The organism is Bacillus sp. NP247, from assembly GCF_018966865.1.
GTDB lineage: Bacteria > Bacillota > Bacilli > Bacillales > Bacillaceae_G > Bacillus_A.
Genome location: NZ_CP076653.1, coordinates 4,767,792 through 4,782,824 on the forward strand (window position 1 = coordinate 4,767,792; position 15,033 = coordinate 4,782,824).

The window sequence follows — 15,033 nt, forward strand, 5'->3', positions numbered from 1 at the left end:
AGTTGGAATCATTCCAACTTCCTTTTTGCATGCTAGGAGATTATCCTGCTATTTGTGGGAGTCGGGCTGCCCGTAAAAGCACGATTGGTGTGGGCTAATAATCAGTGGGGGATGGACAAAACCCCCACTGATTAAAGGTTCACTTTATCCGGCTAATTTCCTCATAATCCATTCGATGGGGCCTTTAGAAAATTTCTTTCTCCATAACACGCTAAATAAAACACTGAAAATGAAAAATCCAGTAGCAAATAGTAAAACGAATAATAGTGTTTGATGTTCCATCCTATTTAATAGAATCAATAGCCCAATACCGATAAATACATGACTTACATAATGAGTTAATGTTAATTGACCGGTTTGTACAATGGATGTAATAAACCAATTATTTTCATATTTTTCAGTAAGATGGAGGCAAATTATTAATATAGCAATAGCGGATCCTGTAGCGGATGCGACGTATAATATATTGGGTAAAATGGGTCCTGTGTTAAACAAAAATGTAGAGGCTGCTTCACCAATGTATGGGATAAAAAGGTGTGTTAACCCTTTTGATAATAGCTCTATAATTACGGTTACTGTTAAACCAAGTAAGAGCAACCAATGTCTAATTTTCCTATTATGAAGATCTAACCTGCCAATTATCATACCGATTAAGAAGAAAGAAAACCATGGGAAAATAGGGTGATAGCCATTAAAAAATAAGTTGCGAAGAAAACCTGTTAAGGTCCAAAAGTCTATATAGTTTATAAATGGGATTGTGCCTCCCCATCCTTCGAAGGCGTTGAAAGTAAGTTGGAGATATTGTGCAGCAAGTAAAATAATGATAGAAAGCCATATTAGTATAGTTCTTCGTACAGTAATTAGTAATGCAGCGATGAAAAGGTAAACGCCGTAGTAGTGTAAGATATCTCCCGTCCATTCCATTACATACAATATTAATCCTAAAATAAATAAGAATAGTGATCGTTTCCAAATCAATATTCGGCTGGTATTGATTTTTATTTTCTCTTGGCTAGCAACAGATGATTTAGTCATTAAAGTTATGCCAATCCCCGCAAGTATAACAAACAAGGCAGAAGCTCTACCTTCCAAAAGTGACATAAAGGTTTTTAACAGAGGAGGCCCATTTCCTTCCGCCCCTGTGATCACCATGAAATTAACTAGTAACATTCCAAACATCGCCCACGCTCTAGCAAAATCTAAGCCGATAATTCGTTTTTTAGTTTTCATAAGAATCACTTCTTTCGAATATGCTGTGGACAGCTTCAATCCATATTTGTTTATAATTCATATTTACATCAAGCATCATGAAGTTTCCGATATTATCAAGTACTAATGCCAACATATGAGCTTTTGAAACTAGATTTTTATTTTGGATGAGTTGAAGTTCATTTGCTTTTTTTAGGAGTGATTCAAATCCGTTTAAATATTCTGTTTGTACAGTTAGTAATCGATCTTTGTACATATCGTTTCTTGAAGATAGTAATACATATTCTTGTAATACACGATTAAAATAAGGATCTTTCTGTTGTTCGTCTATCATTTTAAAGCCAATTTCAATACATTTTTCAATGAAATTCTCTTTCGTAAACTCTTCTGTATGGAAGAAAGAGGAGAACTGCATCGCTTCGCATAATTCATTAAAAATACTTTCGATTAATGCATCTTTAGATTTAAAGTAATAATAAATAGACGGCTTGGCGATACCAACTTCCTCAGCAATCATTGAATAGGTCGTTTTGGCAATACCATGCATAGCAAACAGTCGATAGCTTGCTTCCACTATGGAAGAGAGTGTTTCTTCACTTTTGCTCATAATAAAGCCTCCTAAAAAAGGTTACATAAATCGTATCATTCATTAACAATATTTTCAACCTACCGTTAGGTAAAAAATAACCTATTTTTTTACACATAAATTTGAAAAGTATAAGGTAAAGGAATTTACAAAAGAAATATATTTCTACAGTATTTTTCTCGTTTTACACATAAATATTGAGAAAATTTCACTTACCCAAAATGTAAAGGTAATAGAATTGTTTGTATAGAATTACTCCTAGATTCACTTTATTTCGTTACTTGTGGACAGTAATAGCCTTATAGGAATGGGGTAAAGGTTTCAATTTATTAGGGGGAGTGGTTTTATGTTAAATAAAAAAATGGTGGCAATGGCAATGACTGTGCCATTAGTAATGGGGACGATTTCTACGGTTTCGGCATTGGAAAAACAACAGCAAGTAAAGCTAGAAGCTTATTCACCACAGAAAAAAGCAATTGAATATTTAAAAGGACATGCTACGGAATATGGATTGAAGGCGGACCTTTCAGACTTACAATATATTTCTACAACAGAAACATCAGCAGCTTCATATGTTAGGTTCCAACAAGTAGTTAATGGTGCTCCTGTATTTTCAAAACAAATTACAGTTACTCTTAATGGACAGGGGCAAGGAGTACTGGCTGTTTCTGATTACCAGGCGGTTCAAAGTGTGAAAGAAGTAGCAAAAAAGATTAGTGAAAAAGATGCTGAACAAAAATCAATGGCGTATGTTGGAGGAGAAAGCGAGCAAAATCTATGGGCTCCTACAGAGAAAGAATTCGGATATATTGTTGAAGAAGGAGTCGCTATTCCAGTATATAAAGTTGTAGTCCATTCTAATAATCCATTCGGTGCATGGGAAACATTTATTGATGCGGAAAACGGAAAGTTAATTAAAAAGGTCGATATAAACCGAAAAGCAGAAGGAACAGGGAAAGTATTTTTGCCTAATCCTGTTGTATCAAGTGGTAGTTTAGCAGGGTTAAAGGATAATAACGATGCAGATTCTACAGCTTTAAATAATCAACTAAAAACAGTTACTTTAAAGGGTCTAGATGGTACAGGATTTTTAATTGGGGAGTACGTAACAATTTCTTCAAAAGCGAAGACGAAATCTACAAACTTACAATTTAACTTTACACGTGCAAATGATAGTTTTGAAGATGTTATGTCGTATTATCATATTGATACATTACAAAGGTACATTCAAGGATTAGGCTTTAAAAATATTAATAATCGTTCGATTAAAGTGAATGTAAATGGTACAACTGATGATAATTCATTCTATTCACCATCAACGAAAGCTTTAACTTTCGGTACTGGTGGAGTAGATGATGCGGAAGATGCAGGCATTATCGCGCATGAATACGGACATTCAATTCAAGATAATCAAGTGCCTGGATTCGGAAGTTCACCAGAAGGTGGAGCGATGGGAGAAGGGTTTGGAGACTTCTTAGGTGCTACTTATGAAGATGCAGTGTCGACAACAGGTTACGGAAAAGCATGTGTTGGAGAATGGGATGCGACTGCTTACTCTAGTTCAGATCCAACATGCTTACGCCGATTAGATAATAATAAAGTATATCCGAAAGATATTACGAATGAAGTACATGATGATGGGGAAATTTGGGCTCAAGGCCAATACGAAATGGCAGAGGCTTTTGGCCGTGATGTAGCAACAAAAATTATTTTACAATCACATTGGTCATTAACGCCAAATGCTAAATTCCGTGATGGAGCGAAAGCAATTAAGCAAGCGGATGCTCTTTTATACGGCGGACAACACGCAGCTGAAATTGATCGAATTTGGACAGCGAGAGGAATTAGTACGAATTAATATAAAACGTCGTGGCATTTATAAGCCACGACGTTTTTATTTGCTTAAGAACTGGTACTGGAAAATTTATTGGTAGCGGTAATAATGTACATATACCGATAAGTTCACTTTACTGCTTCTTTAAAAACAAAATGCTCTTTAAATTTTCTAGATTCAACTTTTTGACCGTTTCGCATAGAGCGGAAAGGGTGTTCTTGCCACGTAATAATCACGGCAATCTCATCTGCTTTTGTAGCAACAGGGAAATTAGCGTGTTCAAATCCAGTTTTTCCGCTTGCTAAACGACTTTCCTTTAGGGAAAAGAGTTCATATTTCGTTTTTGTGTTTGGCTCGTTGCGGAAGACTTCAACTTGTACGTTATACACTTCACTTTTCCCAAGATTTTTTACAGAGAAATGATATGTTTGAAATACACCTTTTTTAGGTTGCAACAATTTTTCACTCGTTTTTTTCACTTCATCAATATTCACTTGCCATTGATCAGAGTTTTGAGAGATTGGTAAAGATTTTGGGGAATAAGCATACGTTTCTTTAACTACAACTAAGCACAATAATAGGAGAAAGAAGCTAATTGTTTTTTTCATATGTACACCTCCGATAAAACTTTAATAATAATATGCGTGGGAAATGATGATTTTATGTAATAAAATGGAAAAATACAGTTGAAAGAATTTGAGAAGGATGAAATATTTCTAAGCTGTCAAATGATAATTGTATAGAGTTCAATGTTCATATTACATATCTTTAGAAGGGGTCTGTTTAGTGAAAAATCGCAATATTTTTCTAAAAGGGCTTGCGTTTTACAAAACAAAGAGATAGAATACTCTGTAAATATAAAAAGTGATGATTAGGAAAAGTACATGATGCAAGGGTCTACAGAGAGCAATCGGTTGCTGGGAAGATTGCGATACCGCATGATGGAAAGACACCTGTGAGTGTTGCTTTGAACGTGATAATTAGTAAAAGCAAACGGTACCTACCGTTATCAGGACTAAGATGGTCATTATGACAATTTGGGTGGTACCGCGGAAAAAATCCGTCCCTATTTTTAGGGGCGGATTTTTGTATTCTTTGAAAGGAGGTGAGTGACCGTGGATGATGACGATGACAACAATAATGTAAATAAATATAAAATTATTGGAGGGAAATATAATGGATCAAATAATGAAGCGTTCACTCACACGAGAATGTACGGAGCATAGCGGAAAGATTGTATTACTACAAGGGTGGGTAAAAAAGATTCGTCATCTAGGTAATGTTAGTTTTTTATTATTACGGGACCGAACGGGAGTTATTCAATGTGTATTAGAAAACGAGTTAGCTGGATACAAAGTAGATGTTGAAAGTGTCGTCGAAGTAATTGGTGAAATAGTAGAGACACCGAAAACAGAATTAGGTATTGAAGTACTTGCGCGTGAAGTGAAAGTATTAAATGGTGCAGAGCCACTTCCATTTGAAATAAATAAAAAGAAGCTACAAGTTGGCTTAGATCAACTGTTGAATGAGCGGGTATTATCGTTAAGACATGAGCGAATCGCGGCGATTTTTAAAGTGAAATCGACACTCGTTCAAAGCTTTAGTGAATTACTAATAGAGAACGATTTCACACGTATATTTACGCCGAAAATTGTCTCACAAGGGGCAGAAGGAGGAGCAAATGTTTTTAAGCTTCCATATTTCCAAAAAGAAGCGTATTTAGCTCAATCACCACAATTTTATAAACAAATGATGGTAGCGGGAGGACTCGAACGTGTTTTTGAAATTGCTCCTGTGTACCGGGCTGAACATCATAACTCTTCACGACATTTAAATGAATATATATCGTTAGATGTAGAGCTTGGATTTATAAATGATTTTTATGAAGTGATGCAATTAGAAACGCATGTTTTACGATATATGTTTCAACAAGTAGGAGAAACATGCGAGAAAGAACTACAACTATTACAAATAAAAGTACCCGTCATTACTGAAATACCGAAAATCACATTGTCAGAGGCACAAGAGATCTTGAAAAGTAAGTATCGTAAAGAATCACCGATTGGGGATTTAGATACAGAAGGTGAAAAGTTACTAGGGAAATATGTGAAGGAAACATATAATAGTGAATTTGTTTTCATTACACATTATCCGAAAGAAGCGAGACCAATGTATACGATGCAAAATAAAGAGAACTCCGCCATTACTGATTCATTCGACTTATTATATAAAGGGTTGGAAATAACATCAGGGGCACAGCGAATTCATAACTATGACATGTTACTTGCTTCTTTTAAAGAAAAAGGATTACATCCAGAGAAATTTCAATCTTATTTAGATACATTCCGATACGGTTGTCCACCACATGGTGGTTTTGGGATAGGGTTAGAAAGGATTGTATATAAATTTTTAGAATTAACAAACGTCCGAGAGGCGAGTGCTTTTCCGAGAGATTGTACACGTCTTATACCATAAAAAAGCATCTTCGCGATTATCGCGAAGATGCTTTTTTACTGTTCTTTCATTTTTACATTGAAAGTTTATAAAAATTCTTTTCGACAAAAAAATAATATATCCCTTGACAGTTATAAATATAACCGATATACTTCATAGTAATTTCAAAAGAAAATATATTCTAAATATTAAAATGCATTGAATAGGAGTAGTAAGGTCATGTATTTGTGCAGAGAGCTATGGGTTGGTGCGACATAGTCAAATGACATCCTGAACTCGCCTAGGAGCAGTAAGGTGGAACGGAATCACATTCTTAGTAAATCTTAACGGTTAACCTTCGATATTAGGTTTGTAATCAAACGATTACTACTAAGGTGGATTCATAATGGAATCAATAAGGGTGGTACCGCGTTAAGTAAATGGCTTAGCGTCTCTTTATATAAAGAGACGCTGGGCCATTTTTTATTTTATAGAAAAAGAAATGGAGGGTTTATTTGGATAGGTTTATAAAATTTATTTATTTATATAAAAAGATTTAATTAGGAGGAAAATAAGATGAAACAGACGGAGCAATGGACTTCGAAATTAGGTTTTATAATGGCAGCAGCAGGATCAGCAATTGGACTAGGTGCAATATGGAAGTTTCCTTATATCGCTGGAAAGAGCGGGGGAGGGGCATTCTTTTTAATCTTTATATTATTTACTGTATTAATTGGACTACCGCTACTAATAGCTGAATTTATGATTGGACGCAGTACACAAAAACAAGCAGTTGGAGCATTTAAAAGTATCGCGCCAAATACAGGATGGCACTGGATTGGACGTCTTGGGGTTGGAACTTGTTTTATATTGCTATCATTTTATAGTGTTGTAGGTGGCTGGGTTTTAATTTATTTATTCCGGGGAATAACAGGCCAACTTATTACTCCAGGGCAAAATTATAGTGCATTATTCACAGAGACAATTGGAAATCCCACTTGGGCCATTATCGGTCATTTTGCTTTTATGTTCATTACGATATGGGTTGTATCAAAAGGTGTACAAAATGGGATTGAAAAAGCAAGTAAATATATGCTACCAGCATTGTTCGTTTTATTTGTCGCCCTTATTATTCGTTCATTAACACTGGATAATGCGATGCAAGGCGTGAAGTTTTTCTTACAACCAGATTTTTCGAAAATCACTTCAGAAAGTATTTTATTCGCAATGGGCCAATCATTCTTTGCGATTAGTATAGGGATTTCGATTATGGTTACGTATAGTTCCTATTTAAATAAAAAAGAAAGTTTACCAAAATCAGCAGTTACGATTGTTGGGTTAAATTTATTTGTTTCTTTATTTGCGGGTCTTGCTATTTTCCCGGCAGTATTTTCATTAGGAATGGAGCCGACGGAGGGGCCTGGATTACTATTTATCGTATTACCATCTGTATTTAGTCAAATTCCATTTGGTGGATTTTTCGTAACAGTATTTCTTGCACTATTTACATTTGCGACATTAACATCGGCATTTTCTCTACTAGAAACGGTCGTTTCAGCATTAGCAAATGGTGAGCAAGAAAAAAGAAACAAACTATCATGGATTATCGGTTTTTGTATTTTCCTAGTAGGTATTCCATCAGTACTTTCATTTGGCATATGGAGTGATATTACGATCTTCGGTAAAAATATTTTTGATGCAGTAGATTTCTTATCTAGCAATATATTAATGCCACTCGGAGCACTATTTATTAGTATTTTCGTTTCATTCAAAATGGAAAAAAAGGTGCTAGAAGCAGAGTTTTTTGTAGGTGGAAATTATGGAAAGAAAGTATTTACTTGTTGGGCATTTTTACTTCGATTTATAGCGCCACTTGCAATAATCATCGTCTTTTTAAATGTAATAGGAATTATTTAATATTAAATGTTATAATATTCAGTGAAAAAGAAGGTGATGATTATAAAGGCGAATTTGATAGAAACTGGGAAATACATGCATATTAGAGGGAAGAAGATATACGTTGAAACGCATGGAAATCCTAAAAATAATCCAGTCTTATACTTGCATGGTGGACCAGGAGAAAGTTGCTATGATTTTTCATATCATCAAGCGGAACGTTTAAAAGATTCTTTATTTGTAATTATGATAGATCAAAGAGGTGTTTGTCGCTCAGAAGAAATTACTGAAGACGAAGCTTTTGGATTAAATGATTTGATTGAAGACTGTGAGGAACTAAAAAAAGTATTACAAATTGAGAAGTGGTCTATAATTGGACATTCTTTCGGTGGATATTTAGCATTGTTATATGCAGCGACATATCCAAACTCAATAGAGAGAATCATATTTGAAGGTCCGACTTTCGATTTTGCATTAACAAGTAGAGCTTTATTACAAAAGACAGGGCATTTATTAAAAAAGTATGGAAAAGAAGAAGTAGCAGAAGAGTCTCTTGCTTATTCATCTGGCAATGCTAGTTCAAAAGAGTTGTTAGAAGCTTATATAAGACTAAGCGCTGAATTAGAAGAAAAAAGAATGGAGATATACAATTATAAAGAAGATGAAACTGATGATAGTTTATATAGTGACGAAGAGTGGGATGTATTTTCAAATCGTTCCAACATCCATTTTGATAGATTAAAATTAGAGGGAGCCTGTCATACATCATTATTATCTAAAATAAAAGAAGTAGAAAATCCAATGTTATTAATTGTAGGAAAATATGATGTAGTAACGTGTGAAAAACAAATTGAAACATTTAATAAAGATGCTCGAAATGGTAAGTATATCGTGTTTGAAGAGAGTGGTCATACACCACACTATGAGGAAGCAGAACGATTTGCTGAAACAATTATTCAGTTTTTGAAATAAAATAGAAAGGGCGCTTCGTTATTATACGAAGCGCCCTTTCTATTTTATTTCAGGATAAGTAATTGTAATGCTAGGCCATTTGCTTTGCCAATTCTTTTTCATAACTCTTTTTTTGTACATATGTATTCGTTCTTTCGTTTCAAGAAAATGAAGTGTAGGTTTCACTTGTAATGAAAGCACATCTCCAATTCCGCATGGAGATGTTAATATGACTTTGTTTTGTTCGTCCAAAGAAACACCAAGAGCGGTTGCTGTTTCGGGAAATTTAGAAATAGCATCAACAGAAGAAGAGTATGGTGGCATTCCATTCACTACATGCATGCGAGTTTGATTTTTTACTGACCAAGGGATAGCGGCATCCATATTCGCCAGCTTCTGTTCTAATGATTGTTCGTACGTCTCATCTTTATGTAATGGATCATAATAAATGACATCGACATCTGGCGTAGCCGTTCTTACTGCGTAGTTATGTAAAGTATCCCAAATTTTAGAACGAACAAACCCAGCGCAAATCCACCAATCAGGTAGCGCTAGTGATTTTGCCATTTGTAATACATTCATCATCCACGGATCATTTTGGATCAATTGAATAATATCTTGTTCGGTTTTAATAGTCATTTGATAGTACACCTACTTTTTTTAGAGAGTGAATTAATGCATAAGCTCAATAATCCATAAAATCCAGTAAGCACCTGGTACAAATAGTAGTTGTGCCAATAATGTGCCGAAAAGTCTAGATATCATTAGCCAACCATACATTTTACTCATTGCTTCAGCACCCTGTTCTGATTGTAAAGCTCGTTCAGTTAAAAGTGCAATACGTGGATCGAGTAACACTGTTAATAAAATGGTAGCAAAACCATTAACTAGGCCGGAAGCTGTACTTGCATTTGTTGCGTAATCTGGGTTTAAAAAGGAAGCGTAAAGGGCTGAAAGGACACCCGCTGTATAAATTGCAGTAGCAAACATGTTGATAAGCATAATACGTTTTGGGATACCACCGATCCTCATTCGATGAATCATTTCGAATTTAGGGAAGCGTATATATTTTTTTGTGTACTTTAATTTTTGAATGTTATTTGTTTTCATCATTCGAATGAAAGAACCATCTGTTTCAAAGTTTCGAATGACATATCCAAATAGTTTTGTCAAAGTTGGATACAGAATAATCGCAAGTAATGTACCGACAGAAGCAGATAAAAGAACGAGCCGTATAACATGCTCTAAATTAATAGAAGAATCTAGTTTTGCTTCATCGACAATACCACCAATTAAGAAGGCTTGTAGTAAGTTAGATGTTCTTGAAATAAGCAGTACCATTCCTACGACAGATAAGGCAACAGCTATCTTTTTTAAACGAACACCAGCTAATCGAATACTATAAGAGCTTGTTTCAACTGCGTGGATAACAATTGTGAAAGCCATTATAAAAATTAACGTAATTGACATGTGTTTCACCAGTTTCTATTAAATTAATTGTAACTTGTTCACTTTATCATATTCTTATATATTTTGTAACTGAAATTATGAAAGAAGAAAGTAAAAAAAGTAATTTTCTGACAAAATAAATTATGATAATATAGATAAGATGTGAATTGCATATAAAGTAAACAATGACTGGAGGAATATAATATGTACACTACATATCTCTTTGATTTAGACGGAACATTAACTGATCCGAAAGAAGGAATTATTAATTCTGCTTTATATGCGTTAAATAAGATGGGGATTGAAGAAGGGAATATAAGTGAGTTAGATTCATTTATCGGCCCACCAATCCAACAATCGTTTGCAGAAAGATATAATATGAATGAAATAGAAGTGGAACGAGCTGTGTTTTACTTTCGGGAATATTTAAAGCAAAATGGTTTATTAGAGAATAAAGTATACGATGGAATTGGAGCCCTATTGCAAAAATTAAAGGATGCTGGTAATCGTTTGTTTGTAGCAACTTCAAAGCCAACTGTATTTGCAAAACAAGTTATAGAGCATTTTCAATTAACAAGATATTTTGAGGGTATCATTGGAAGTAATTTAGATGGTACAAGAATAAAAAAAGAAGAAATAATTGCTCATATTTTACAAACGAATGAAAATCTCAAAAAAGAAGAAATTGTCATGATTGGAGATAGAAAGCACGATATAATAGGTGCAAATCATAATGGAATTACTTCAATTGGTGTTTTATATGGCTATGGTAGTGAAAATGAGTTGATTGAAGTTAGTGCGACTCATATAGCGAAGGATATAGAAGAACTACACCATTTTTGTATAGAAAATAGTTTAATAAAAAAATAAAAATATAGACTAGCAATCCCTTTATAACGTATGACGATGAAATCGTTTTTGTTTAAAGGGATTTTTCATATGTAATCGAATATGTATAATTAGACATTTTTAGCATGAAAAATTTGTATGAATAAGAGGAGGGGTGTCAGAATCAAAAGATTAGTAGAAGTTTATCGGTAAAAGTTTGAATTTTCTGTTTAAAGGAGGGGTATAATTGGAGCTAGTTATTATATTATTAGCACTGAGTTTACTTATGTTTGTAGCATATAGAGGTTTTTCTGTTATTTTATTCGCACCGATATTTGCATTATTTGCTGTATTTTTGACAGAACCTAGTTATGTATTACCTTTCTTTTCTAATATTTTTATGGAGAAAATGGTAGGGTTTATAAAGCTATACTTCCCTGTGTTTTTACTAGGAGCAATTTTTGGGAAAGTAGTTGAAATGTCAGGAATTGCGGACTCTATTGCAAAGACGATTGTAGAGTTAGTTGGGGAAAAACGTACAATTTTAGCGATTGTTTTAATGGGGGCTATTTTAACGTATAGTGGCGTTAGTGTATATGTAGTGGTATTCGCTATATTTCCTTTTGCAGCTAAATTGTTTCGACAAGCGAATATTCCAAAGCGCTTAATTCCCGGAACGATTGTTCTTGGAGCAGTGACGTTTACAATGGATGCGCTCCCTGGATCACCACAAATTCAAAATGTAATACCTACAACATTTTTTAAAACGGATATTTATGCTGCACCGATACTTGGTATTGTAGGGGCGATTTTTGTTCTCACGTTAGGTTTATTATATTTAGAGAGTAGGCGTAAGAAGGCAAAAGCAGCAGGTGAAGGGTATTTTGGTTTTAACGATGGGAATACTGAAATGGCAGCATCTTTGCAATTAGAACAAAAAGATATGCCGATATTAAGCAGTATTGAAATTACAAGAGTACAGCAAGTAATTGCATTTGTACCACTTATTTTAGTAGGTGTAATGAATAAAGTTTTCACAATCATGATACCAAAGTGGTATCCGAATGGGTTTGATTTCTCAGCTATTGGTATGAAAGCATTTGGAAAAGTGGAATTAAGTGCGGTAGTTGGGATTTGGTCTGTAGAATTGGCACTTATTATAGGGATTTTATCAACCCTTTTATTATATTGGAAACGAGTAGTAACTGGATTTCAAGCTGGATTGAATACAAGTATTGGTGGAGCGCTACTTGCAACAATGAATACAGGAGCTGAGTTTGGATTTGGTGGTGTTATTGCAGCACTTCCAGGTTTTGCAATTATGAGAGATAGCATCTCTGCAACGTTCACAAATCCTTTAGTGAATGGAGCGGTAACAACAAATATTTTAGCCGGTATTACAGGTTCTGCATCAGGAGGAATGGGGATTGTTTTAAGTGCGATGGGGGATAAATTTATTGCAGCGGCCAATCAATTTGATATTCCGTTAGAAGTTATGCACCGTATCGTATCAATGGCATCAGGAGGAATGGATACATTACCACATAACGGGGCTATTATTACTATTCTTACAGTAACAGGTTTAACACATAAACAGTCATATAAAGATATATTCGCTATTACAGTTTTGAAAACGGTTGCTGTATTTTTAGTTATCGCATTCTATACTCTTACAGGAATTTATTAAAAATAGATACTATATGGATTGTAAAGATTTATTAAGTTGATATTTTTTAAACTAAAACATTAATTAGGGTAAGAAGGGGTGGAGTACTTGCAAGAAGTTGCTGAGTTTCGGATGCCGAAGTCTGTATTATATGGGAGAAATTCGTTTGAAAAACTAGGGGATCAATCAAGAAAGTTAGGGAAAAGGGCTTTTATTGTAAGTGATACAATGATGGAGAGTCTGGGTTATGTTGAAAGATGTGTAGATCACTTAAATGCGAAAGGGATTACTGTTATTACGTACAATGAAGTAAACACTGAGCCTACAAATTTACACGTATTAGAAGCGCTAGCTATTTGTAAAGAAGGAAAATGCGATTTTATCATAGGTATTGGCGGAGGAAGCTGTATTGATGCTGCAAAAGCAGTAGCGGTGTTACATACTAATGGTGGAGCAATTGAATATTATGTTCAAAAAGATATTGAAATAGAAAATGATCCACTACCACTCATTGCAATTCCAACAACTTCAGGTACTGGATCAGAAGTAACAAGTGTAGCAGTAATTACGAATAAAAAAACAGATGTAAAAATGATGATAAAACATCCAAGCTTTACCCCTCATGTTGCGATAATAGACCCAATTTTTACAAGTTCGGTACCACCTCATATTACGGCAGCGACAGGTATAGATGCATTATGCCATGCAATTGAAGCTTATATTTCTAAAGTTTCACAACCTCTTACAGATGTTCTTGCTCTTTCAGCTATTGAAAGTATTATGAAATATTTACGTATTGCATATGAAGATGGAGATAATATGGAAGCAAGGGAAGCAATGATGATCGCTTCATTACAAGCTGGAATTGCATTCTCAAATGCATCAGTTACGTTAGTTCATGGTATGTCAAGGCCAGTAGGTGCACTATTTCATGTACCGCATGGTATATCGAACGCCATACTATTACCTACAGTTTTAGAGTTCACAAAAACAAGTGCAGTGAAAAGGTTAGCCGAGATTGGACGCAATTTAAACAAAGATCTCTACTCATATTCTGAGGAAGAAGTAGCGAATTACACGCTTGCTGAAATAAAGAAACTTTGTTTTGATCTTTGTATTCCAAATTTAAAAGAATATGGAATTGATGAAATTGAGTTTGAAAATGCTATTTTTAAAATGGCCTCGGATGCAATTGAAAGTGGTAGCCCAGGAAATAATCCGCGAGTTCCTTCTTATAATGAAATTAAACAGTTGTATCGAGAATGTTTTAATTATCAATATGAAGATTCTATAAAAACATCAGGTAATTAATTTCAGAATATTCTTATAAAATTTCCTTGGAAATAGTTAAAACAAGACTTTATATTATAAATTTAAAGTCTTGTTTTATTATGTATAATATACATGATAAAACATTGTTATTAGTCTAGAAAAAATTTTAGGTAGGTGTTTGATGTATGAAAACGATAGGACTTATAGGTGGTATGAGTTGGGAATCGACTTCGGAATATTATCGAATTTTAAATGAAGAGATAAAAAGTAGATTAGGAGGATTACACTCAGCAAAATGTTTGATTAATAGTGTAGATTTTGAAGAGATTGAACGATTCCAGTCTAACGGGGATTGGGATGGAGCAGGAGAAGTATTAGGGAATGCGGCGTATTCATTGCAGAAGGGAGGAGCAGACTTTATAATCATTTGCACAAATACAATGCATAAAGTAGTGGAGAAAATAAAGGAGAATATTAACATCCCCGTATTACATATTGCTGATACTACTGTAAAAGAAATTAAAAGAAAAGGTATTCAAACGATTGGTCTACTTGGAACAAAATATACAATGGAGCAAGATTTCTATAAGTCACGTATAGAAGAGAATAATATAAAAGTAATAGTGCCAGTAGAAAAAAATAGAGAAAAAATAAATGAAATAATTTATACAGAATTATGTTTAGGAAAAATAACATCGCAATCTAGAGAATATTATAAAAGAGTCATAGAAGAGCTAGTGCAAAAAGGAGCCCAGGGAATAATTTTAGGTTGTACAGAAATAGGATTATTAATAAAGCAGGAAGACGTAGTAGTTCCGATATTCGATACAACTTTTATACATGCAATTGAAGCAGTAAATGTGGCTTTAGAAAGTAGGTTGTAATTATATTATGTAAACTTAGTTCGTG

At 34.2% G+C, this 15,033-nt stretch carries 13 protein-coding genes and 2 other annotated features; of the genes, 8 read left to right on the forward strand and 5 right to left on the reverse strand.

The features are described from left to right. Window positions 1-144: 144 nt before the first annotated feature. Both KPL75_RS24810 and KPL75_RS24815 read right to left on the reverse strand, forming a co-directional pair. Entirely contained in the window at window positions 145-1,230 is a 1,086-nt protein-coding gene (locus KPL75_RS24810; RefSeq protein ID WP_219918235.1) for a DUF418 domain-containing protein, read from the reverse strand. Further along, window positions 1,220-1,816: a TetR/AcrR family transcriptional regulator gene (locus KPL75_RS24815; RefSeq protein WP_219918236.1), complete on the reverse strand. Its 597-nt coding sequence runs from the start codon at window positions 1,814-1,816 to the stop codon at window positions 1,220-1,222. Before KPL75_RS24815 ends, KPL75_RS24810 begins: the two co-directional genes overlap by 11 nt. Window positions 1,817-2,141: 325 nt before the next feature. Here KPL75_RS24815 and KPL75_RS24820 point away from each other — a divergent pair, with 325 nt between their 5' ends. Continuing rightward, window positions 2,142-3,653 carry a M36 family metallopeptidase gene (locus KPL75_RS24820; protein WP_219918237.1) on the forward strand — a complete coding sequence of 504 codons (1,512 nt, stop codon included), beginning with the start codon at window positions 2,142-2,144 and terminating at the stop codon, window positions 3,651-3,653. Between the two features lie 104 nt (window positions 3,654-3,757). On the opposite strand, the gene KPL75_RS24825 is transcribed toward KPL75_RS24820, so the two are convergent. Further along, window positions 3,758-4,237: a hypothetical protein gene (locus KPL75_RS24825; protein WP_219918238.1), complete on the reverse strand. Its 480-nt coding sequence runs from the start codon at window positions 4,235-4,237 to the stop codon at window positions 3,758-3,760. Between the two features lie 250 nt (window positions 4,238-4,487). Continuing rightward, window positions 4,488-4,700 (forward strand) — a binding site (T-box leader). Window positions 4,701-4,805: 105 nt separating this feature from the next. Between KPL75_RS24825 and aspS the strand changes: the two genes are divergently transcribed. The 3 genes from aspS to KPL75_RS24840 all read left to right on the forward strand — a co-directional run bounded on the left by aspS (window position 4,806) and on the right by KPL75_RS24840 (window position 8,930). Further along, complete coding sequence (aspS, locus tag KPL75_RS24830; protein WP_219918239.1) at window positions 4,806-6,104, forward strand: aspartate--tRNA(Asn) ligase; 1,299 nt, start codon at window positions 4,806-4,808, stop codon at window positions 6,102-6,104. 168 nt (window positions 6,105-6,272) lie between these two features. Continuing rightward, window positions 6,273-6,521 (forward strand) — a binding site (T-box leader). Between the two features lie 117 nt (window positions 6,522-6,638). Continuing rightward, complete coding sequence (locus tag KPL75_RS24835) at window positions 6,639-7,979, forward strand: sodium-dependent transporter (protein ID WP_219918240.1); 1,341 nt, start codon at window positions 6,639-6,641, stop codon at window positions 7,977-7,979. 36 nt (window positions 7,980-8,015) lie between these two features. Next, on the forward strand, window positions 8,016-8,930 hold the full coding sequence (locus tag KPL75_RS24840) for an alpha/beta fold hydrolase (RefSeq protein ID WP_219921158.1): 915 nt from the start codon (window positions 8,016-8,018) through the stop codon (window positions 8,928-8,930). Between the two features lie 39 nt (window positions 8,931-8,969). On the opposite strand, the gene KPL75_RS24845 is transcribed toward KPL75_RS24840, so the two are convergent. Next, entirely contained in the window at window positions 8,970-9,548 is a 579-nt protein-coding gene (locus KPL75_RS24845; protein WP_219918241.1) for a nucleotidyltransferase family protein, read from the reverse strand. A gap of 33 nt (window positions 9,549-9,581) precedes the next feature. Beyond that, a complete protein-coding gene (locus KPL75_RS24850; protein ID WP_219918242.1) occupies window positions 9,582-10,379 on the reverse strand; it encodes a lipid II flippase Amj family protein in 798 nt (265 codons plus the stop codon). A gap of 183 nt (window positions 10,380-10,562) precedes the next feature. Between KPL75_RS24850 and KPL75_RS24855 the strand changes: the two genes are divergently transcribed. From KPL75_RS24855 to KPL75_RS24870, 4 genes are all read left to right on the forward strand, one after another. Then, window positions 10,563-11,228: an HAD family hydrolase gene (locus KPL75_RS24855; protein ID WP_219918243.1), complete on the forward strand. Its 666-nt coding sequence runs from the start codon at window positions 10,563-10,565 to the stop codon at window positions 11,226-11,228. A 205-nt stretch (window positions 11,229-11,433) separates the two neighbouring features. Beyond that, on the forward strand, window positions 11,434-12,873 hold the full coding sequence (locus KPL75_RS24860) for a GntP family permease (protein WP_219918244.1): 1,440 nt from the start codon (window positions 11,434-11,436) through the stop codon (window positions 12,871-12,873). 87 nt (window positions 12,874-12,960) lie between these two features. Further along, window positions 12,961-14,163 (forward strand): iron-containing alcohol dehydrogenase, encoded by a 1,203-nt coding sequence (locus KPL75_RS24865; RefSeq protein WP_219918245.1) that lies wholly within the window; start codon window positions 12,961-12,963, stop codon window positions 14,161-14,163. Between the two features lie 146 nt (window positions 14,164-14,309). Next, window positions 14,310-15,008, forward strand: coding sequence for an aspartate/glutamate racemase family protein (locus KPL75_RS24870; RefSeq protein WP_219918246.1), 699 nt, complete (start codon window positions 14,310-14,312; stop codon window positions 15,006-15,008). Window positions 15,009-15,033 lie beyond the last annotated feature (25 nt).

Excerpts from the sequence above, each read along its gene's own strand:
- KPL75_RS24810 (WP_219918235.1), bottom strand. The coding sequence starts at position 1,230 with ATGAAAACTAAAAAACGAATTATCGGCTTAGATTTTGCTAGAGCGTGG.
- KPL75_RS24815 (WP_219918236.1), bottom strand. The coding sequence starts at position 1,816 with ATGAGCAAAAGTGAAGAAACACTCTCTTCCATAGTGGAAGCAAGCTAT.
- KPL75_RS24820 (WP_219918237.1), top strand. The coding sequence starts at position 2,142 with ATGTTAAATAAAAAAATGGTGGCAATGGCAATGACTGTGCCATTAGTA.
- KPL75_RS24825 (WP_219918238.1), bottom strand. The coding sequence starts at position 4,237 with ATGAAAAAAACAATTAGCTTCTTTCTCCTATTATTGTGCTTAGTTGTA.
- aspS (WP_219918239.1), top strand. The coding sequence starts at position 4,806 with ATGGATCAAATAATGAAGCGTTCACTCACACGAGAATGTACGGAGCAT.
- KPL75_RS24835 (WP_219918240.1), top strand. The coding sequence starts at position 6,639 with ATGAAACAGACGGAGCAATGGACTTCGAAATTAGGTTTTATAATGGCA.
- KPL75_RS24840 (WP_219921158.1), top strand. The coding sequence starts at position 8,016 with ATGATTATAAAGGCGAATTTGATAGAAACTGGGAAATACATGCATATT.
- KPL75_RS24845 (WP_219918241.1), bottom strand. The coding sequence starts at position 9,548 with ATGACTATTAAAACCGAACAAGATATTATTCAATTGATCCAAAATGAT.
- KPL75_RS24850 (WP_219918242.1), bottom strand. The coding sequence starts at position 10,379 with ATGTCAATTACGTTAATTTTTATAATGGCTTTCACAATTGTTATCCAC.
- KPL75_RS24855 (WP_219918243.1), top strand. The coding sequence starts at position 10,563 with ATGTACACTACATATCTCTTTGATTTAGACGGAACATTAACTGATCCG.
- KPL75_RS24870 (WP_219918246.1), top strand. The coding sequence starts at position 14,310 with ATGAAAACGATAGGACTTATAGGTGGTATGAGTTGGGAATCGACTTCG.